This is a genomic window from Chitinophaga rupis (genome assembly GCF_900109685.1).
Taxonomy (GTDB): domain Bacteria; phylum Bacteroidota; class Bacteroidia; order Chitinophagales; family Chitinophagaceae; genus Chitinophaga; species Chitinophaga rupis.
Genome location: NZ_FOBB01000008.1, coordinates 230,330 through 255,115, shown reverse-complemented (window position 1 = coordinate 255,115; position 24,786 = coordinate 230,330). Strand labels below are relative to the sequence as shown.

Sequence of the window (24,786 nt, the reverse complement as noted above, 5' to 3'; positions counted from 1 at the left end):
TTACCGTACGATTGTTACCCAGCCTTTATACTTCCTGATGCCGTCCGGCTTCTTCACTTCCAATATATAGTAGTATGTACTTTCATTCAGATCCGAGCCGTTCCAGTCATTGCGGTAATCTTTTGACTGGTACACCATACCACCCCAGCGGTTATAGATATACAGGCCTGAACCCGGATATTTTTCCAGACCGCCGATGATGAACCTTTCGTTCTTGCCATCGCCGTTGGGTGTGATCGTATTCGGGAATGACAGGTCTGTACCTTCTATCGCTATGCTGGAAGCTGCAACGTTATTGGAAGAATCTGCATCCGGCATGTCTGCGCTGTAGGCCGATGCTTCGTTGATCAGCTGCCCGCCTTCTATTACACGGGAGGTAAGCGTCATTTGTACGGTGCTGCCCGGCTGCAGATCGCCTATATTCCATTCTACCAGCTTGGTATTGGGCGTTACTGTTACCACGCCTCTTTCCGCAGAGGTATGTGTAGGCACATCCAGCTGTACCGGTAAACGGTCTTCTGCTTTTATGCCTGTTACGGCTATGTTACCCTTATTCGTTACCGTTATACGGTAGGTCAGATCTTGTCCCATCCGGTAAGGACCAACTGCGGGCACTACTACTTCTTTGGTGATCAGCAGGTCGCCTGCCAGCTTATCATTGTCCATGATGGTTACAGTGGCCTGGCCTGGAGCCGGTGCCGTGTAAGTATAGTCGGCAGACTGACCGCCTGTAAGGATCATTATCACCGTTTCTGCAGGTTCCACCTCGCTGTCATCTATCACGGTTACCGGAATGCTCACACTGTTCGCACCTGCCGGGATGGTAATGGTACCGGTAATGGCCCTGTAATCTGCATCCAGCGTGGCGGTACCACTTATCATGTATTGGAGGGTAATGGGTGCTGCCGTGCGTTTACCACTGGCCAGGCTGATGGTGTATTCGCCATTAGTGGCTGGTTCTGCTGCATCCGGTTTGCTGGCCCTTATTACCAGGTTCAGGTTCGTATGGTCATCATCTGCAATGGTTACCGTGGCTACATTCGTGCTGCCCGGCGTAAAGGTGAAGCCGGTGGCAGTACCGCCTGTTATAGTGGCTGTTACTGTTTCTGATGGTTCTATCAGGTCATCGTCCAGCACACTAACCGGTACGGTTACACTGTTCTGGCCAGCCGGTATCACAATGGTACCGGTAAGCGCTGTATAGTCGTTAGCAGCGGTGGCGGTACCACCTATGGTATAGGTAACCGTAATATCCTGAGCTGCAGTAAGCCCTGCGGGCAGGCCAATGGTAAAGGAGCCATTGGTAGCTGGTTCTGCTGCCGCACTGGTACCGGTTACATTCAGCACCAGGTTAGCGGGGATATTCTCATCATCCGTAATATTTACCGTAGCATTACCATTCGTAGTGCTGGGCGTATAGGTGAAGCTGGTGGACACTCCGCCGGTCAGCGTCAGGATCACTGTTTCGGTTCCCTCTATCACCTGGTCGTCGGTTACGGTTACCGGTACGCTTATGCTGTTAGCACCTGCTGGTATTACAACTGTGCCGGTAAGTGTGGTATAATCTGCGCCGGCTGTAGCCGTACCACTTACCGTATAATTTACGGTGATGGCTTCGGCAGCCATTATACCGGTGGGCAGGCTAATGTTAAAGCTGCCGCTGGTAGCCGGTTCTGCTCCGTCGGTTGTTTTTGTTACACTCAGCACCAGGTTAGCCGGGTTACTTTCATCTGTAATATTCACCGTGGCATTGCCCGTGGCGGTGAAGGTAAAGCTGGTGGAGGTACCGCCGGTAAGTGTCATGATCACCGTTTCAGTTTGCTCTATCAGCAGGTCGCTCATTACGGTTACAGGTATGCTTACACTGTTTGTGCCTGCAGGGATAGTTACGGTGCCGGTAAGGGCTGTATAGTCTGCACCTGCGGTAGCCGTACCTGCTATGGTATAGTTCACCGTAATAGCTTCTGATGAAGTGATGCCTGCCGGCAGGCTAATGTTAAAGCTACCGTTAGTGGACGGTTCTGCACCGTCGGCACCTTTGGTTACCGTGAGCACCAGGTTAGCCGGTGTGCTGGCTTCATTATCGGTGATATTCACGGTAGCATTGCCGGCAGCTGTGAATGTAAAGCTGCTGCTGCTACCACCGGTGAGCGTCATGATCACCGTTTCGGTTTGCTCTATCACCTGGTCATCTATAACTGTTACCGGTATGCTTATACTGTTCGCACCTGCGGGGATGGTTACTGTGCCGCTAAGGGCGGTGTAGTCTGCACCTGCGGTGGCTGTACCTGCAATGGTATAGCTCAGGGTTATGGCCTCAGATGAAGTGATGCCTGCCGGCAGGCTAATGTTAAAGCTGCCGTTAGTGGCCGGTTCTGCGCCATCGGCACCTTTGGTTACAGTAAGCACCAGGTTAGCCGGTGTGCTGGCTTCATCATCCGTAATATTCACGGTGGCATTACCATTCGTTGTACCAGGAGTAAATGTAAAGCTGGTTGATGTGCCGCCGGTGAGGGTAGCTATCACGGTTTCTGTTTGCTCTATCACCTGGTCGTTTATCACGGTAACCGGTACGCCTACACTATTCTGGCCGGCCGGTATTACTACCGTGCCATTCAGGGTGGTGTAATCTGTGCCTGCGGTAGCGGTACCTGCAATGGTATAATTCACCGTAATGTTTTCTGATGAAGTGATACCGGCAGGCAGGCTGATATTAAAGCTACCGTTCGTAGCCGGTTCTGCACCGTCAGTGTCCTTCGTTATGCTCAGCACCAGGGTTGCCGGTGTGGCGCTTTCGTTGTCTGTAATATTCACGGTGGCATTGCCATTTGCAGCGCTTACGGTATAGCTGTAGTTAGCAGATGTACCGCCGGTGAGCGCCAGGGTTACGGTTTCTGTTGGCTCTATCACCTGGTCATCTGTTACAATAACCGGTAGGCTTACGCTGTTGGCGCCTGCAGGGATAGTGACCGTACCGCTGATAGCAGTATAATCCGTGCCGCCGGTAGCTGTACCGGCTATGGTATAATTTACCGTGATGTCTTCAGACGGTATGATACCATTGGGCAGGCTAATGCTAAAGGCGCCATTGGTGCCTGGTTCTGCGGCATCGGTTGTTTTGGTTACACTCAACACCAGGTTAGCCGGGGTGCTCTCATCATCTGTAATATTAACGGTAGCATTACCATTGGTGCCGCTGGCCGTAAAGGTGAAGGTTGCAGCCGTACCGCCGTTAAGGGTGAGGATCACCGTTTCTGTTGGCTCTATGAGCTGATCGTCCAGTACGGTAACCGGAACGGTTATACTATTCTGGCCGGCTGGGATCACCACGGTACCGCCCAGGGTGCTGTAGTCTGCACCGGCTGTGGCGCTACCGCTGATGGTATAGTTTACGGTAAGATTATTTGCTACCGTTATACCGGCAGGTAAGCTGATCGTAAATGTACCATTGGTGCCTGGCTCGCTTCCATCAGCTGTTTTTGTTACGCTGAGTACCATGTTAGCCGGTATGGCATCGTCATCTGCAATATTCACGGTGGCGTTACCATTGGTGCTGCTGGCAGTGAATACAAAGCTGGCAGATGTACCGTTGGTGACTGTGAGCACCACTGTTTCTGTGGCTTCTATGATCTGGTCGTTGGTAACAGTTACCGGTACGGCAACGCTGTTCTGTCCCGCCGGTATTACTACTGTACCACTCAGGGTAGTATAATCCACACCGTTTGCTGCGGTACCAGTTACCGCGTAATTCACTGTAATGTCTTCAGATGCTGTTACGCCCGCGGGCAAACTAATGTTAAATGCGCCATTGGTACCCGGTTCTGCCCCATCAGTTGTTTTGGCAACACTCAGCACACGGTTGGCCGCTGTGTTATCATCATCTGCAATATTCACCGTAGCATTACCATTGGTGGTGCTGGCCGTGAATGTAAAGCTGGCTGATGTACCACCGGTAAGAGTCAGGATCACGGTTTCAGCAGGTTCAATAACCTGATCATTGATCACTGCTACGGGAACGCTCACACTATTCTGCCCGGCAGGGATGGTAATAGTACCACCCAGGGTGGTATAGTCAGTGCCGCCAATGGCCGTGCCACTAATGGTGTAGTTCACAGTAATGTCCTCTGCGCTAATAACACCTGCAGGCAGGCTAACCGTAAAGGCACCATTGGTACCCGGTTCTGTGGCATCCAGTGTTTTTACAACGCTCAGCACCAGGTTAGCAGGTGTGCTCTCATCATCTGTAATGTTCACCGTGGCATTACCGTTAGTGGCGCTGGGGGTAAGTGTAAAGCTGGTGCTAGTGCCACCGGTCAGCGTCATGATCACGGTTTCGGTATTTTCAATGAGCTGGTCATTGATCACAGTAACCGGTACGGTTATACTATTCTGGCCGGCCGGTATTACTACGGAGCCATTCAAGGTGGCATAATCAGTACCATTCACCGCTGTGCCGCTGATGGTATAATTCACGGTAATATCTTCAGATGCTGTTACCCCACCAGGCAGGGCGATGCTGAAGGCGCCGTTTGTACCCGGTTCTGCAGCATCACCTGCATTGTTTACGCTTAATACCAGGTTAGCCGCGGTATTATCATCGTCGGTAATATTTACCGTTGCATTGCCACTGGTAGTGCTTGCCGTAAGCGTAAAGCTGGCAGAAGATCCCCCCGAAACGGTTGCTATAACCGTTTCTGTATTTTCAATGATCTGATCGTTCGTTACTGTTACCGGTATTGCTACACCATTCTGGCCGGCAGGTATTACCACCGTACCGCTTAAGGTAGTGTAATCGGCGCCACCTGTGGCTGTACCACTTACCGTATAATTTACGGTAATGGCTTCTGCTGCCGTGATACCGGCGGGCAGGCTTACGTTAAAGGCGCCATTGGTAGCCGGTTCTGCCCCATCGGTTGTTTTGGCAATACTTAATACCAGGTTAGCCGCGGTGTTATCATCATCCGTAATATTTACCGTAGCATTACCGCTGGTAGTGCTGGCAGTGAATGCAAAGCTGGCAGATGCGCCACCGGTAAGGGTTAATACCACTGTTTCGGTGTTTTCTATGATCTGGTCGTCCAGCACCGGTACGGTAACGGTTACACTATGCTGGCCCGCCGGTAACACTACTGATCCGCTCAATGCGGTGTAATCAGCGCCACTGGTGGCTGTGCCTGCGGCTGTATAAGTTATTGTTACGTTTTCAGCGGCTGTGATACCTGCAGGCAGGCTAATGGTGAAGGTACCATTGGCAGCCGGTTCTGCGGCATCGGTTGTTTTCACTACGCTTAGCACACGGTTAGCAGCGGTATTGTCATTGTCTGCAATATTCACCCTAGCATTACCACTGGTGCTGCTGGCAGTGAATGCAAAGCTGGTGCTGGCGCCGGCTGTGAGGGTGAGCGTTACGGTTTCCGTGCTTTCTATCAGCTGATCATCCAGCACAGGCACGGGTATGGCCACGCTGTTCTGACCTGCTGGTATTACTACTGTACCACTGAGGGCAGTATAGTCTGTACCACTGGCAGCGGTGCCACCTGTAGTGTAAGTCACGGTAATATCTTCAGCGGCAGTAATACCGGCCGGAAGGCTAACGCTGAATGTGCCGTTGGTACCTGGTTCTGCACCGTCGCCTGTTTTCACGACACTCAGCACGCGGTTAGCTGCCGTGTTATCATCATCTGTAATATTTACGGTAGCATTGCCACTGGTAGCGCTGGCCGTAAGCGTAAAGCTGGCGCTGGCGCCACCGGTGAGCGTGGTTATTACTGTTTCTGTGTTCTCGATCAGCTTATCATCCGTTACGATAACCGGCAGGGCCACACTATTCTGGCCGGCCGGTATTGTTACGGAGCTGCTCAGCGGCGTATAGTCGGTACCGCTGATGGCAGTACCTGTTACGGTATAATTCACCGTAATGCTTTCAGCTGCGGTAATGCCTGCAGGCAGGCTGATACTAAAGCTGCCATCCGTTGCCGGTTCTGCGGCATCGCCGGTGTTGGCAATGCTCAGCACCAGGTTGGCCGGCGTATTATCGTTATCTGCAATATCCATTGCGGCGTTGCCATTGGCAGCGCTGGCCGTTAACGTGAGGCTGGTGGAGGTACCGCCGCTAAGGCTTATTATTACGGTTTCTGTATTTTCAATGATCTGGTCATCTGTTACAGTAACCGGTACGGTTACACTGTTCTGACCTGCCGGTAATACAACGGAGCTGCCGATAGACGTATAATCTGTTCCACTGGTGGCTGTGCCGGATACGGTATAGTTCACCGTAATATCTTCGGCTGCTATAACGCCTGCCGGCAGGCTGATGGTAAATGTACCATTAGTGCCCGGTTCCGCAGCATCGGCCGTTTTGGCCACATTCAGCACCAGGTTGGCCGGCGTATTATCATCATCTGCAATATTTACGGTTGCATTGCCGCTGGTAGTGCTGGCTGTAAATGTAAAGCTGGTGCTGGCGCCGCCGGTAAGGGTCAGTACCACTGTTTCTGTGCCCTCAATGATCTGGTCATCGGTAACAGTTACGGGTACGGTTATACTGTTTTGTCCTGCCGGTATCACAACGGTTCCGCCCAGGTTTGCGTAATCTGTTCCGTTAACAGCGCTGCCGCCTATGGTATAATTCACCGTAATGGGCTCTGCTGCTGTTACACCTGCCGGTAAGCTAATGGTAAAGGCGCCATTAGCAGACGGTTCTGCACCATCTGTGGTCCTTACCACGCTCAGTACCTTGTTAGCCGGAGTATTATCGTCATCTGCAATATTTACCGTAGCGGTACCATTGGTGCTGCTGGCAGTGAACGTAAAGCTGGTGCTGGCGCCGCCGGTCAGCGTTAAGATCACTGTTTCGGTATTTTCTATGATATCATCGTCCAGTACAGGTACTGTTACGTTCACACCGTTCCGGCCCGCAGGTATCAGCACTGTACCAGTCAGGGTGGTATAATCCGTGCCGTTGATGGCTGTACCTGTGATTGTATAATTTACCGTAATTGGCTCTGCTGCGGTGATACCTGCAGGCAGGTTAATATGGAAGGTGCCGTTGGTACCCGGTTCTGCTGCATCGGCTGTTTTAGCAATGCTGAGCACCTGGTTAGCGGCGGTGTTGTCATTATCTGCAATATTGCGTGTAGCGCTGGCATTCGTAGTACTGGCGGTGAAGGTAAAGCTGCTGGAGGCGCCGCCGGTAACGGTGAGCGCTACGGTTTCCGTACCTTCTATGATCTGGTCATCTATGGGTGCTGCGTTTATGATCACGCTGCCCGCTCCCGCAGGGATCGTTGCTGTACCGCTAAGGGTAATATAATCTGTGCCGTTAATTGCCGTACCGCTAATGGTATAATTCACCGTAATGGCTTCGGCAGTGGCAACGCCTGTTGCCAGGTAGGCCCTGAAATCAGCATTCGCACCACCTTCTGCTCCGTTGGTTACGGGATCTATGGCCAGCACCAGGTTAGCCGGGGTGTTTTCATCATCTGTGATATTTACAATGGCATTGTCGTTGCCGGCAGCCGGTGTAAATGTAAAGCTGGCAGATGTACCACCGGTGAGGGTGAGCGCTACGGTTTCCGTATTTTCTATCAGGTTGTCGTTTATTACGGTTACGGGCACACTTACACTATTTGCACCGGCAGGTAACACTACTGTTCCGCTGAGTGCCGTGTAATCTGTGCCGCTAGTGGCGGTGCCTGCTACGGTATAGTTCACGGTAACCGGTTCTGCCGATGTATAACCCGCAGGCAGGCTGATACTGAAGGCGCCATTGGTGGCCGGTTCGGCAGCATCTGCCGTATTGGTTACCAGCAGTACCTTATTAGCGGCGGTATTATCATTATCTGCAATATTCAGTGTTGCAGTATTACTACCTGGGGCGGCGCTGTAGGTAAAGCTGTTACCATCGGTACCACCCGTGAGGTTGAGTATAGCCGTTTCCGTATTCTCAATGATCTTATCATCTATTACGTTTAATGGCAGCGTTACACTGTTGGAGTTAGCCGGCAGTGTGATCGTGGAGATCGTATAGTCGGTATTGCGGGTAGCAGTGCCGCTCATGGTATATGAAAGCGTAAGATTAGCGCTGGAAGTATAACCGGCGGGCAGGCTCACGGTGTAAGTACCCGGGGTGCCTGGTTCAGCTGCATCGGTAGTTTTCACTACGGCCAGCACCTGGTTGGCGGCAGTGGCGTCATTATCCGCAATGTTCACGGTAATGTTACTGTTAGCCGGGTCCGGCGGGAAGATGTAGGCGTTACCACCGCCATCTGTGGCGCTGCCGGACAGCAGCGTGAACGTCATTGTTTCTGTAGGCTCAATGATCTGGTCATCCAGCACATCGAGGTTAATGGTTACGCTGTTGGTGTTTGCCGGGACCACGACATTACCGATGCCCGTGTAGTCAACGCCGGAAACGGCGGTACCGGACACACGATACCCTACCGTAATGGGCCATGCTGATGTGGCAACGCCTGCCAGCTTCACGGTAAAGGTACCGTTGGTGGCCGGTTCTGCTGCATTGGTGCCGGTGATCACCTGTAATGGGGTACTGCTTGCAGCATTGGCATCCACAATGTTCACCACCGCCCCATTGCCTGAGGGGTCTATTGTGAACGGATAACTGGAAGAAGCAGCACCTGTGAGGTTAAGCACCACGGTTTCAGGGCCTTCTATGATGCCGTCATTACCGGCATCAACATCAATGTACACTTCATTGGCCCCTGCAGGGATAACGATATTACCGGAGGACAGACCCAGTAAGACATAATCGGTTGTGGTGGTAGCAGTGCCTGTTGTGTTGAAAGTAATTACCACGTCTTCGGAGCTGGTGACACCCGGCGGCAGGGAGATCCTGTACTGGCCGTTGGTGCCGCCTTCTATAGCGTCGGATACTTTTGTAAGCAGCACAATATTACTATTGGCTACCTGGTCATCATCCGCGATGTTCACGGTGGCGCTGCCGCCGCCGGAAGCTACGGTATAGCTGAGCTGCGTATCAGTGCCACCGCTGATGTTGAGGATCACGGTTTCGGTAGGCTCTATTACGGTATTGTCTATAACAGCCACAGGAATGCTCACGCTGTTTGCTCCTGCCGGTATAGTTACTGTACCGGTGATGGCACGGTAATCAGTGCCAGGTGTGGCTGTACCGGCGCCAACGCTGTAGGTTACCTGTATATCCCTCGCAGCAGTAATGCCGGTGGGCAGACTTACGGCAAAGCTGCCGCTGGTACCTGGTTCGGCTGCATCCGCTGTTTTAGTGACCGCAAGCACCTGGTTGGCGGCGGTATTATCATCGTCTGCTATGTTTACAGCAGCACTGGCATTGGTGGTACTGGCCGTATAGGTGAAGCTGGCAGAAGCGCCGCTGCTTACGGTGAGGATCACGGTTTCTGTACCTTCTATGATCTGGTCATTGGCAACCGTTACCGGCACCACTACACTATTCTGACCAGCCGGGATGGTGGCTGTACCGCTTAATGCCGTATAGTCGTTCACCGCGGTGGCTGTACCGCTAATGGTATAAGTTACGGTTACATCTTCTGACGGTGTTACACCTGTTGGCAGGCTGATAGTGAAGCTGCCGTTAGTGCCCGGTTCTGCTGCGTTGCCGGTATTGGTAACACTCAGCACACGGTTAGCCGGCGTATTCTCATCATCGGTAATATTCACCGTAGCGCTGCTGTTGGTAGTGCTGGCCGTGAACGTAAAGTCTGTAGAGGCGCCGCCGGTAAGTGTGAGTACTACTGTTTCTGTATTTTCTACCAATGCATCATTGATCACGGCTACCGGTACATTCACACTGTTCTGACCAGCCGGTAATACTACCGTGCCGCTGAGCGCAGTATAATCTGTGCCGCTGGTGGCAGTACCTGCTATAGTATAGCTAATGGTAACCGGTTGTGCTACGGTATAACCTGCAGGCAGGCTAATGGTAAAGGCGCCATTGGTGCCCGGTTCTGCTGCATCACCGCCGTTGCTTACGCTAAGCACCTGGTTAGCGGCTATGTTATCATCATCCAGGATATTGGCCGTAGCGCTGCCATTTGTAGTGCTGGCCGTAAAGGCAAAGCTGGTAGAAGTGCCGCCAGTGAGGGTGGCTATTACGGTTTCTGTACCCTCTATGATCTGGTCATCTATTACGTCTGCTGATATTAATACGCTATTCTGGCCGGCAGGTAAAACCACAGATCCGGTAAGTGTCGTATAGTCTGTTCCGTTAGTACCGGTACCGGTTACGGTGTAATTCACAGTAACGGGTTCGGATGACCTGATCAGCGACGGAAGACTGATCCGGAAGGCGCCGTTGGTAGCCGGTTCTTCCACATCGGTCAGCTTCTGGATACTAAGCACACGATTGGCTGCAGTATTATCATCATCCGCAATATTCATTGTTTCATCGCCATCTGTTGTACTGGCAGTGAAAGTGAAGCTGGGGGAAGTGCCACCGGTAATAGTTACCACGACTGTTTCCGTATTCTCGATGAATTTATCATCAATCACATTTACCGGCAGTGTGGTACCATTTGCACCGGCAGGAATGGTAACGGTGCCGCTAAGGTTAGCGTAATCCGTTCCGGCGGTGGCCGTGCCGCTTACAGTATAATTCACTGTTACAGGCTCGGACATTGTTACTCCTGCAGGCAGGTTAATATTGAAAAGATTGTTTGTTGCCGGTTCGGCTGCGTCGCCGGCTTTGGTAATGCTGAGCACACGATTGGCCGGTATGTCGTCATTATCAGCAATGTTTGCAGTAGCACTGCCCTGAACAGGATCCGGGGTAAAGGTATAGCTGGGTGAAGAGGCGCCGGTAATGGTGATCACCACTGTTTCGTTGCCTTCAATGATCGGGTCATCTACCACAGTACCGATTAAAGCGGCGCCTGATCCCGGTGGAAGCGTGATTGTTCCCGTGAATTTTGGCCCAACGGAATTCGTATAGTCGCTATTAAATACCGCTGTACCGCCTATTGTATAATTTATGGTAACTGTTTCAGAAGAGCTGATCCCTGCCGGAAGCTGGAAGTTGAACCTGAATGTAGAGCCGCCTTCTGCCCCGTCACGCGCAGTTGTAACTATTGCCCTGAGATTGGCCGGGGTATTATCATTATCCGCAATGTTCACTGTAGCGGTCTTACCTGTTGCAGAGGCTGTAAAGCTGAAGCTGGCAGCGGTTCCGCCGGTAATCGTCATTATAACTGTCTCTGCCGGTTCAATGATCTGATCATCTGTAACAGCCACTGGCACGGCTACACTATTCTGGCCGGCAGGTATGGTTACCGTAGCACCCAGGGCGGTATAATCTGTTCCACTGGTGGCTGTACCGGCCACTGTATAATTCACCGTAATGTTCTCAGCGGCTGTTACGCCTGTTGGCAGGCTGATGCTGAAGGCGCCATTGGTAGCCGGTTCTGCTGCATTAGCGGTGTTGCTTACGCTTAGCACACGGTTAGCCGCGGTATTATCGTCATCTGCAATATTTGCAGAAGCGCTGCCACTGGTAGTGCTGGCAGTATAAGTAAAGCTTGTGCTGGTACCACCGGTAACTGTCAGTACTACTGTTTCTGTATTCTCTATTACCTGGTCGTTGGTAACAGTAACCGGAACGGCTACGCTGTTCTGGCCGGCCGGTAAGGTTACCGTACCGCTCAGGGTAGCGTAGTCTGTACCGTTAGTAGATGTACCGCCAATAGTATAGGAAATTGTAACCGGTTCTGAAGCAGTGATACCAGTGGGCAGGCTAATGCTGAACCCTCCGTTGGTAGATGGTTCTGCGCCATCCGCCGTTTTGGTGATGCTGAGCACACGATTGGCCGGTGTGTTGTCATCATCCGTAATATTTACGGTTGCATTACCATTGGTAGTACTGGCCGTGAACGTAAAGCTGGTGGAAACGCCACCTGTGGCTGTTAAGATCACCGTTTCCGTGTTTTCCAGCAGCTGGTCATCGGTGACAGCTACCGGCACCGTTACACTGTTCTGGCCTGCAGGTATTACTACCGTACCGGTCAGGTTAGCATAATCAGTGCCGTTTGTAGCTGTACCGCCTGTCGTATAAGTTACGGTAATAGGTTCAGAAGAAGTGAAACCTGCGGGCAGGCTGATAGCAAATGCACCATTGGTAGATGGTTCTGCTGCGTCGCTGGTGTTGCTCACGCTTAATACGCGGTTAGCGGCGGTGTTATCATCATCCGCAATATTTACCGCAGCACTTGTGCCGGTACTGCTGACAGTGAACGTAAAGCTGGTGGAAGCGCCACCTGTGGCTGTTAGGATCACTGTTTCCGTGTTCTCTATGATCTGGTCGTTCAGTATAGTTACTGGTACGGATACACTGTTCTGGCCTGCCGGTATGGTTACTGTGCCGCTTAACGCTGTATAATCCGTGCCACTGGCAGCTGTACCGCTTGCGGTATAGGTAACTGTAATTGGTTCTGCTGCAGTAATACCTGTGGGCAGGCTGATGCTGAAGGCGCCATTGGTGCCCGGTTCTGCTGCATCGGTGGTTTTTGCCACGCTCAATACACGATTGGCTGCCGTGTTATCATTATCCGCTATACTGGCCGAAGCGCTGCCGTTAGTGGTGCTGGCAGTATAGGTAAAGCTGGCAGATGTACCACCGGTTACTGTTAATAATACCGTTTCTGCTGTTTCAATGATCTGGTCATCGGTAACAGTAACAGGAACGGATATACTATTCTGGCCGGCAGGTATGGTAACCGTGCCGCTTAATGCCGTATAATCAGTGCCACCTGTGGCTGTACCTGCAATATTATAATTCACCGTGATGGCTTCCGAAGGTATAACACCTGCAGGCAGGCTGATACTGAATGCAGCTCCGGTGGCCGGTTCTGCGCCGTCCGCCGTTTTGGTGATGCTCAGTATACGGTTAGCCGGGTTGTTATCATCATCTGTTATGTTCACGGTGGCATTACCGCTAGTAGTGCTTGACGTGAAGGTAAAGCTGGTTGAGCTGCCGCCTGTTACCGTTAATACAACGGTTTCTGTATTCTCGATCAGCTGATCGTCTACCGGTATTACAGGCACCACTACTCCATTCTGTCCGGCAGGAATTACCACGGATCCGCTCAGGGCGCCATAATCCGATCCCGGTGTGGCAGTACCGGTAACGGAATAGTTCACCGTAATGTCTTCAGACGCGGTAACCCCTGCTGGCAGACTAATATTAAAACCACCGCTGCTGCCCGCTTCTATAGCATCGCTGCCATTAGCTACGGCTATCACTGTTTTAGCAGGATCGTTGCTGTCATTATCATTAATTACTACGGCAGCATTATTCGCTGTACCGATCGTATAGGCGTTGCTGCTGGTATTACCTGTAGCTGTGTTCAGCGTAACGGTTACCCCTTCTGCCGCTTCAATAATGTTATCGTCCGTTATAGTAACAGGCAGGGGCACGCTATTACTGCCTGCCGGGAATGTTACGGTACCGGTAAGGGTAGTATAGTCCGTACCGTTAGTTGCTGTACCGGTAACTGTATAGTTCACGATGATATCTTCAGTGGACATTACACCTGTTGGTAAGCTGATGCTGAAAGCACCGTTCTGAGTGCCTTCTGTGCCATCCTGCACCTTCTGGATACTCAATATCTGGTTGGCTGTGGTTACACCACCGAACGTAGAGAAATTCTGGATGCCGCTGAACTCAACGTAATCAACACCATCCTGCTGGCCGGTGCCGGTGGGCACCATTTCGGTGATGTTTGCCAGGCCTTGCGGAGCCAGATCTGCCAGGGTAGCAGTAATATCACCAGTATGTTTGAACCATGTCCACTTCTGAGTGCCTGTTACACCACGGGTACCGAAAAGCATTGTTTCCGCATTGGTCCTTTCCACGGGGTTCCAGAACAGGCGAAGTGTAACACCGGCGTTCTGTGTAAGGTCAGCACCTGTGTAAGTGATCTGCAGCAGCCTGCGCATGAGCTGTGTACCATAATCCGTACCGCTGTTCTTACCGAGTGCAGCGCTCATATCCCTGTTCACATCAACTACGGCAGAAAGCTTGGTAACATCCATGGTATTGCCATTCAGTGCAATGCTGGCAACGTATTTATTCGGATCAGACGGATCAATGAAATATAAGGTCCCGTTTTCAATACAGGTAGCGGTCACTGTTCTTACCGTTGCATCCGGCACCAGGTTAGCGGTGCGTTCAGGATGGTTTGTGATCAGTGTGAACACTGCGCCGTTGGTAAGCATGTTTATATTATCAAAGCCCACAACACCGGCACTAAAATCTGATGCTGGTATTTCTGTAACAGCGCCGGTGGCAAAGTTACCATCCCCATCCTGGTCTATCATTAGTGAAAAATCCGCAGCCGCAGTACCTGTAACGGTGATGCCGGTAAGGTCAAACTGCAGGCGCAGGGGATGCGTGCTGATATCGTAATTGGCGAGCGATGCTTTCCATTCCTGGGTAAGGCGTTCGCTGATACAGCTGCCAACAGGCAGGTCTGTACCGGTTACGGTTAAAGCCGCGCTGTTGCTGGCCACCATAAAGAAACTTCTGTCAGTGGCGAACGTGTTGGTATTATCCGCATTGGTGGCTGCAATGGTGCGCAGACCTACTGTGAGTATGCTTCCCGGGTTTACGCTGCGGGATTGCTTTTGCAGCAAGGCAGAAGCATCATCGCGGCCAATACCGGCTATATTGATCTTATAGGCTCCGTTAGCAGCGGCGTTCCACATAATGGAAGCATCTGATGCTACGTAATTAGTGGCGGTGGTCTGATCAAGCGTCAGGCCGTATTTGATGCTGAGATAGGATTCTACACGGTTGTTTTCTGTTGCTGAAAGCGCGGATCTGTAAACGATCACTTCAGGGATCTTACCGTTAAAAATACGGGCATCATATACAGCGGCTCCTGATGTGCGGCCGCCTACTTCAAATAAGGTCGTTGCATAACCGAGACAGTTTGCACCGGCGGCCACTTCTGTTCTGCCATTAACGGCAAGGGTAGAATTAAGGCCATTACCTGATACTGTGTAAATACCACGTACTGCCCTCGGCACTCCTGTGGTCGGTGAGGTGCTTACACCGGGATTACAGCCAGATCCATCAAGCTGATAATTAGCCGGGCCAGCATTCAGGCCCATTCCCGCTGAAGGCGTCGGACTATCAGATATCCAATCGTTCAACCCGTCAAATACACCTCCAAAGGATCCGGCACTGGCATTACCCATTGGGCCTTCCACTACGCTTACACTAAAGAGCGTTGTTGGCGTAGCGTTCCAGTCAGCAACGGCATTACCTTTCAGCGATCTGCCTGCGGTTCCCGCAAAATCAAGGGAGGGGTTGAAGTTAATAGCGTTTGGCACCTGTACAATGGCCGCTGTAGGCGTAATAGGATCTGTATGAGTGATAGCAGCAGCGCGCAGCTCTGTAACCGTATTGTTGCTGCCGCTCTGGTCTATCCACTGTTCTACCTGGTTACTGCCATCTACCTGTACGCCGGCATCTGCTTTTACCCACAATACGTCACCCAGCACGCCGCCCGGCGCTGTTACCAGCGCAGCAAAGGTGAAGTACTGGCCGTTGTTCAGGTCAATGGTAGCGGCGTAGTAGTCCACACCATCTATAGTGGTCAATGAAAGCGCGCTATACTGGTCGCTGCCATCAATGGTTGCATCATTGCTTACCACCAGCTGAGGCGATGAAACGCTGGAGGATACGGCGGTAGCAGGAATGGCTATCTGCACATTACCTACCGTACCGGTTTCCTGTACTTTCCATATACGGGTCATGCGGGCGGTAACACCCGGTATTCCTGTCATGGCAGTGGCAAAGCCGGTGGATGCACCATCATCACCCCATACCAGGTATGTTTTATCTGCAGTAAAGTTATTAGCGTTTGAAAGGTTATCTTTTGCAATAGCGCCCAGGCCCACTATGGGCTGGAAGCCTGTATTGATACTGCTGGATTGCTTCTGTGCTAGACCTTCCACATCATCGCGGCCTATACCTGTGATGTTGTTCTTATAGGCAGTGTTAGCGGTAGCATCCCATACTTTAGTGGCGTCAGTGGCCAGGTAGTCGGTAGCAGAGGTCTGATCTATTGTATAGCCGTACTTAACAGCCAGGTAAGTAGACACACGCTGCAGCTCAGTGGCGGTTAACGCAGTGGGATATACGATAACATCACCTAGTACACCAGTCCATGACTGGGCATTATCCCAGGGAGCGTTGCCTATGCGTGCGCCGCCACTGGTTGTATTCCATGCTTTTGCCACTGGCCCGCCTAAAACCTTCATCTTGCTGTACAGGGTGGCGTTTCCGCCATTGCCCGCCCATATACCAGCCATTTCATTAAATACACCCGGTTGCCAGTTGCCGGCAGGGCTTAGCACATCATTGCTCCATCCCACAAAATCGGCGGTCCCAGTTCCGTTTACAACGGCAATACCGGTACCCTGATTGGTAGTTCCACTGCCATACCCGAGAATAAATTTATTGCCGCCAGCGGTGCCGGTTAAGCTACCGGAGCCAAAGAATGTTCTGGCAGCGGTGCCCATCGGCAGCTTGGTAATATCCAGGTTCAGATAATCTGCACCGTCAAATTTCACTACCGGGTTAAAGTTAACATTGTTGGCAGTGTTGTTCAGGTACAAGGGCTGGCTGGCAGGAACGGTTGTTTGTGTGGCGTTATTCAACTCAGAAGCGTAATCAGTCCAGCCGCTGATAGCCGTATTATCCGTAGTACTGGAAGTACCTGCATCTGCACGCAGCCAGAGTGAAGTACCCACTACGCCGCCGGGCGCCTTGATAGAAGACGCAAAGCTGAAGTACTGTCCGTTAACCACATCAACTGTGGCGGCATAGTGTTTCACTCCATTCAGGGTTATTTCGGTTAATGGGAGGAACTGGTCTGTTCCGTCAAAGGTTGCATCGTTACTTATAATGAGGAAGGTTCCATTTGCGTTGGGAAGGGCATCATAGGGTACTGCAATCTGCACATTACCTACGGTAGCTGTTTCCTGCACTTTCCAGATACGGGTCATGCGGTAGTTCACGGCAGGATTGCCTGTAATGGCTGTTTTAAACAATGTGCTGGCACCATCGTCGCTCCACAGCATGTATGTTCTGTCTGCGGCGAAGGCATTAGTATTGCCCGCATTTGTTTCGGCAAGGCTGCCCAGGCCAATGGCCAGCTGCATACCGGGATTAATGCTGCGGCTCTGCTTTTGCTGCAGGTCTTCCGCATCGTCACGGCCTATGCCGGCAATGTTATTCTTATAAGCGCTGTTGGCAGCGGCATCCCATACTTTGGTAGTGCCGTTGGTGGCCAGGTAATCAGAAGCGCCGTTGTTCAGGGTAATGCCGTACTTGATGGCGAGATATGTATTTACACGCTGCTGCTCTATAGGCGTCAGCGCATTTGCATACACGATCAGGTCACCCATGCGGCCGTTATAGGAGTTACCGGCATTATAACCCAGCTGGAAGGGGCTGTTGTTACCGGTAAAGGTGCTGGTATTATTACCTGTAGCCACGCTTAAGCCATTCTTGTAGATGGCCTGCTTATTGGCTGCAAGGCTAATGTCGCTGGTGGTTGTCCAGAGGATTGTTTGATTATTGATGCCGCCCGTATTATAGGTAAGGCGGTTACTGGTATATGGAGCATCCCAGTATACAATATTATCAGACCAGGTAGCATGCAGCGTAAACTGGGTACCTACACCGGTGGGTTCCGTGTAAATAACCGTTGCCAAGGCAGCTGCCTGGTTGCCCACAAAGAAAGCTGCCGCGCCGTTGTAAGTGCCGGTCTTCAGCATAGAGTTACCCGTCATCGCATTAGGAGCACCATTAAACCTTACCACAGGGTTAAAGTTCAGGTTACTGGTGGCATTATTGAGATACAATGGTTGATTGGCCGGCGTAGCCTGCAACACATTATTCATGTTGGGGCTGTAGTCGTTCCAGGCGCTTACAGGCGTATTGTCCGCTGTGGCTGATGTGCCTATATCTGCACGCAGCCATACCAGCGTACCGCTGCTTACACCGCCCGGATATTTAACAGGGGCGCCAAAAGTAAAGTAGATGTTGTGGGGCAGCAGGCTGCTGTTCAATGTAATGGTCTTATCCGCATTCAGGGGCAGCTCCTGCGTGATCGTAGCAAAGGTTGGATCAGTGCTGATCAGCATATATACATTCGTGCCGGTTGCATTGGCTTTCAGAGTAATATTCTGATCCGCCCAGTTGGTCTTATTCACCTTCCAAACGCGTGGCAGGCGGCGGGTAACGTTGGTACCGCTTACATTATTTGCGTAAGATGTACCGGACAGCCCATTGTCTGCGAAAACAAAGAATGATTTATCGTTGGTAATAGTATTGGTATTCTGTTCATTGGTAAGGGCAATGTTGCTGCCGAGCGCGATGGTAATGAAACCGGTATCAACGCTCAGTGACTGCCTGGTATTCAGATTGGTTGCATCATCACGGCCAATACCGGTAATACGATATTTATAGGTCGTATTTGCCGTCCAGTAAGTTGAGCCATCTGCAGCCAGGTAATTGGTGGCGCCATCGTTCAACGTAATACCGTATTTAAGACCTAGGTATGATTCTACTGACTGGCGTTCTGCATCCGACAGCACGCGGTTATAGGCGATCACCTCTCCCATGCTGCCTGTCCAGTAAAGCGCGCGGGCAGCCATCGTACGGGAGCCTATAGAAATTAAATTGTCAGTGAGTGGCGTTAAATTGATGGTACCCTGGTTATCGAGCTTATAGTTTTCAAAGATGCGTACACCATTGGGAGTGTTATTTACCTGGGTGGCACTGAAAATATAGGGTTTACTAGGCTGGATTGTGTTTAGGCCGGTTACCGCTACAACTGATGCGGCATTCTCGAGGTACTGTACTTTGTTGCCTGTAATAGTCCGGAATTCCATTCCTTGAGCAGAGCCCACTGCGCCGGAACCAAGAATATCCCCTAAACCACTGCCAACAGCAAAAACGGTAGATGTAGCAGGGTCTATGCGGGTAGTATTAATATCCAAAAAGTCGTCCGTACCATCGAACTGGAAGCTATAGTTGAAGTTCAGTCCACGTGCATCTGTAGTAGGCTGGCCGCTTACTACATTCTGTGAAGCATCATTGCCGAAGTTACTGTAGTCGCTCCACACACCGCCGTTAGACTTACCATCATCCGCACGCAACCAGAATGAAATGCCGTCCTTTACGCCATTGGGTCCTTTTATGGCCCTGGCAAATGTAAAGTAAGCACCATTGCTTAATAAGCTGCTATTAATGGTTACGGTGCTGTCTGCCTTTAATACATAAGCAGCATCACCCGCGCCAAAGCTTGCATCCGTACTCACCAGCAGGTAGGTTTCTGCATTGCCGCCGGATAACTTGAACGTAATATTCTGATCAACCCAGTTTGTTTTCTGGGCTTTGAAAATGCGGGCCATACGGTTGTTAACGCTGGTAATACCCGTAACCGGGGTAAGATAGGTGGTAGCCCCGCCATCATCACCAAAAGTAAAGAAGGAAAGATCATTGGTGACAGCCGTTGTATTCGCCTTATTGGAAGCGGCTATCGTTGCACCCACAGCGATGGTAACCATACCGGTATCTGCGCTGACAGATTGTTTCTGATACAGCATGCCCCTATCGTCACGGCCAATGCCAGTGATGTGCTGGGCGTAGCTACCGCCGGCGGCAGCCTGCCACATTTTGGTGCTGCCATCGCTGGCCAGGTAATCAACAGGCGTGCCTATGCCAAGTGTAAGCCCGTATTTCAATGCCAGGTAGGATTGCACCTGCTGACGTTCTATGCTGCTCAGCTTACGGGAATACAGGATCACTTCCGATATATCACCATAGAAAACAGTATTATGGCCGGCGCCTATATAGTTGGTTAATGGCACTGAGCTCAGGCTAACCGTGTTAACATTCGACGTTAACAGCACCTTGCCGTCAAAACCGGCGGCCCAGTCGTTAGGCGCGCTCCAGGTATTGAGCAGGTGGGGGTTACGTCCGTCTACCGTTGTTGGAATCACAAAATTCCTGCGGGCATTGGACGAACCAAAATAGGTATAATGGCTGTTAGCCCATGCATACTCAGCGCCGGCGCTGTAGCTGCCGCCGAACTCCCATGGGAATCCCTGGCCGGTAGCGCTGTTAGGCTGCGTTTGGATCTGAACGGAAAATATTTCAGCGGCAGTAAATGCCTGTGCAAACTGCGGCAGGGTAAAATAGCTTGCGCCTCTGAAACCAAGCCCGGGGTTGAAGTTAAAATCAACCAGGTTCAAAGGCACTGCATTGCCATTAGACTTTGGCCATATACGGCCGGAAGGAGCCTGATCTATCCATTGTGTTACATTGGCAGCTGTACCAACAACGCCGGAATCCCCGCGGGTCCATACTTCCAGACCGGCTATTACGCCTGCCGGACCGCGTTGTGTATTACCAAAAGTAAAATATGCACCGTCCGGCAGCAGATCGCTGTCAATAGTCACCTGCCCGCCTGCTTCCAGCTGGTAAACCTGGTCGCCTGCTCCGAAAGTTTCATCGCTGCTCACCAGCAGATAGTTCGTACTATCACCTCCTGTTAGTGCAAACCGGATGTTACTTTTTGCCCAGTTAGTGCGGTCTACTTTATAGATGCGTGCCTGGCGCAGGGTAACATTGCCCAGTCCTGAAACAGGCTGTGTATAGGTAACTGCCCCGCCGTTATCGCTGAAGGTAAAGAAAGAGCGGTCATTGCTAATGGTACTGAGGTTCTCTGCGTTGGAGTTGGCAAAACCAGTGCCCGCGGCAATGGCCAAAACGGCTCCGTCAAGCTGCGAGCGGCTTTGCTTCTGGAACAAGGTGCCGTTATCATCCCTGCCAATGCCGGTAATGCGCGCGCCGTAGCCGGTGTTCTTGGAGGCGGTCCACATCCTGGTGCTGCCGTTACTGGCTATATAGTCGGCCGGATTACCTGCGGTATTCTTCAGGGTCATGCCGTACTTCAGGGCCAGGTAGCTGTTCACCTGTATGCGTTCAGGATCGGTCAGCTGCCTGTTATAGAGTATCACCTCGGAAATGTTGCCGTTGAAGATGGAATTATGCCCGGCGCCAATAGCACTGTTTATGGCTGCTCCCCTGCTGAAAGTAACCGGGAAAGCAGTGCTGCTGCCTATTGTTTTGCCATCGAAGTTGAGCGACCAGTTGCCGGGTGCACTCCAGTTATTTAATATGTGTGCCCGTTGCATATTGATGCCGCCCAGCGGGAATCCCGGCCGTGAATTGGTGCCAAAGTGCGTATAGTGGCTACCGTTACTATAATGGTAGAACTGGTCTGTAAGTGTGCTGGGATCTCCACCGAACTCCCAGGGAAAGCTGGCAGTGGTGGAAGCAGCGGCCAGGTTAGAGAACTGCACAGAGAAGATCTCTCCTGCTGTAAATGCGCTTGTAATAGTGGGTATCGTAAAATAGTTGTTGCTGGCGAAGTTAACAGCCGGGTTATAGTTAACGGCATTCGCCTGCCAGGGAAGCGCAACAGCAGGAAAAGCTTTCGGCCATTCTCTTTGCACGGCCTGATCGGTCCATTTGCTAACGTTACCGCCAACAGCTGTGATACCTGCATCGGCCTTCACCCATGCCTGCAAATTGGCAGCCACTCCGCCGGGGAACCGTTGCTGCTTGCCGAAAGTAAAGAAGGCACCGTCAGTCAGGTCGGCACTGGACAGGGTAACTGTACCATTACTGCTCAATTTCAACTCACGGGCAAGGGTTCCAAAAGCAGCGTCGGTGCTAATGAGCAGGTAATTATTCTCCGAACCGCCATCCAGCTGCAGCGTTACCTGCTGGCTATTATTCCAGGTGGCAGTTTTCTGCACCTTCCAGACGCGGCCCATACGATGCGTTACATTTGTGCCGGTTATTGCCGTAAAATAATTGGTAGTGCCGTTATCATCACTAAAAACCAAAAAGGTTTTATTCTGGGCGATGGTATTGGTATTGGCTGCATTTGAAACGGCAATTGTATTTCCCAATGCAAGGGTTACAATACCGGTATCCTGGCTCAATGACTGCTTCTGGTTTAACATGCTGCAATCATCACGGCCAATACCAGTGATACGCTTACCGAAACCGGTGTTGGATGCGGCCGTCCACATCTGCACAGTACCATCGCTGGTAATATAATCTGTTGCGCCGTTATTGAGCGTGATCCCATATTTCAGGCCCATGTACGATTCAATGCGCTGTATTTCTGCCGCGGTAAGGTCCCGGTTATAAATAAATACTTCGGGTATAAATACTTTGGAATATTCCCCGTAAGTAGCTCCGCCTACATCCAGCGTCCACACGCTTGCATCGGAAGCCGCACCTGTTTTTACAGATGCACCGTTCCCCTTGAATTCATAACTGCCGGTTGCGGCCCTTTCCAGGGTATACAGCCTACTGTTTGCGGTGATGGCATTCCCGGTATTCAGCCATGCTTCCATATATAAGCGGTTCTCAAAGCCGGCGTGCCAGCCGAATAATTTGTTACCGGTTGAGCTGTTAAACACACGGCCGTTCTGCGTGCCTTCCAGCCGCCCCATACCACCCATGGTATAAGCGCCTGTTACGCCGGCTGCAGCCGGTACCAGGTGAGCATCATTGCCATCATAATAAATGGCGGGGTTAAAGTTCACCATACCGGTGGTATTATCGGGGTCGCCAATAACTGTCATATGATTGGCATTACCGGAGATATCGCCCCAGTTCACGCCATTCACCGCCTGGTCCGCACGGTACCATGCAAGAATGCCATTGTTTACACAGGCAGGGCCCTGTAAGCTCATGGCTATGCTGTTGCCAAACTCTGAGGTACCGCAGCTATTGGCGGGTATACGCAGGGTAGCGGTCCAGAAGCCAAGTCCCGTAGCACCGGGGCCGGCGTTATAGGTGATCGTTTGCGTAGAGGCACCTGCGCTCAGGCCTGTTAAGGATGTAACAAAATATTGCCCGCTCGTTTTTTTCGTAGCGGGATCGTTGGCATAAATATCAACCGTGTATTGCGCACCTGCCGTTATATTCGGAATGGTGAGCTGTAGCTGATACTGCCCTCCGCCCAGCGCAGTAGAAGACACCAGCACCGGCGTTCTGCCGGCAGCCGCAGTATAGGTACAGTTGCCGGTGGGATTGGCTATTCCCAGGCCGGTATTATTATAAATAGAGTTGTTGGTGATGACCACCTTGTTGGGCGCATCGTTATTAATACCTGCACCGCCATTATCATGAATCACGCAACCGCTAACCTGCGCATCTGTTACACCTGCGCCGCCGTAAAACCAGATACCGTGGTTGACGTTATTCATTACCGTATCGCCGCTAAGGTCTACATCCGTAAGGGCGTTAGCGCCGTTCACCAATATACCGGAACGGGTGTTGCCGGTAAACGAGGAATTAATGATATCTACATTACTTCTGGCGGCATTGTTGTAAAATTCAATACCGTCCATGTTATTAGTGAACTTCGAATTATTGACCTGAAAATCGGTAGCTGCAGCAGCTACCGTGATGCCATCTGCATCCAGCTCATTCATAGTTACATTATTGATGGCAACGCCCGTTGCAGCACCAACAAAATAGATCCCATTGTCCGCTTCGTCGGTAGTACCCGGTTTATCTGCATTCAGCACCGAGTTGCTGATATTGACCGTATTGGCGGTTGTTTCAAAGCGGATCAGGGTGGAGCCGCCATAAATACCGGGTGTCCGGTTCTCCAGCGTGGTATGATCGATGGTGATATTGCTGGCAGCACCGTTGAACCAGATATAGTGGATATCATCCTCGTTTATATTTATTGTATCGAGGATAACATTATTAGTAGTGTTATCAAACCGGATGGCATAATCCCCGTCATCATCCGCACCGATCACATCAAGGTCAATGGAAGTACGTTTGATCTGTATATTGGTATTAACGAAATCAGAATAGAATCCCAAGGCTACACCGCTCCAAAGGGAATCAATGGTTACGCTTCTGAGCAACACATTGTTAGCCGTTTCTACCGCCCCGCCTGTATTATCCAGTATAACCGCATTCTGGAAACCGCTGATATTGGAATTGGTAAGGGTGAACCCGTTCACAGACGCGTCACGGAACACAATACCTTCGCCACCACGGGTATTACCGGCTGTAGTAAGCTGGATATTATCCATTACCACGTTGGTTTGCATGCCGCCGGTGAAGTAGAACGCTCTCCCGTTATAGGTACCGCTCCCGGGTTCCGCATCTGAAGATGTCAGGTTCCGGATAGTCAGATCAGTAGAGGCGCCTGTTACTCTTAATACCGCATTCAGGAAGTTGCCTACCGTACTATAAGTACGTATATTCTCAATAGTGACCCCTTTTGTGTTTGCCAGGATATCAAAATCAATATCCCCGTTATTGGTCAATGTAAAATTGCGGACAGCTACGCTGTCTGCATTGATCACAAAAGGATTCACGATACTATTCGTTCCGGTGGAGTTAATAGTGATCCTGTTCTGCCCGTCTATCGTGAGCTTTTTTGCCGTAATAGTAGGCAACGAGGTTAAAAGAGTGATCTGCCCGTGCACATTGAACACGATCTGATGCGGCCCCGCCCCTGCCGCATTTGCATCCAGAATGGCCTGTCTTAATGAACCCGGCCCGGCGTCATTGGTATTGGTGACCGGGAAACTGGCTGCCAGTGCGGTGGCTGTTATGATCATGCTGCATAACAACAGTAAGATATACTTACTTCCTCTGCTGAAAAACCGGGTATTCAGGATAGATACAATAGATACAATTGAACGGGACAT

1 protein-coding gene is annotated in these 24,786 nt (G+C 51.2%); it reads right to left on the bottom strand.

From position 1 onward, the window contains the following. Entirely contained in the window at positions 1-24,786 is a 24,786-nt protein-coding gene (locus BMZ54_RS25600) for a DUF8202 domain-containing protein (protein WP_089918845.1), read from the bottom strand.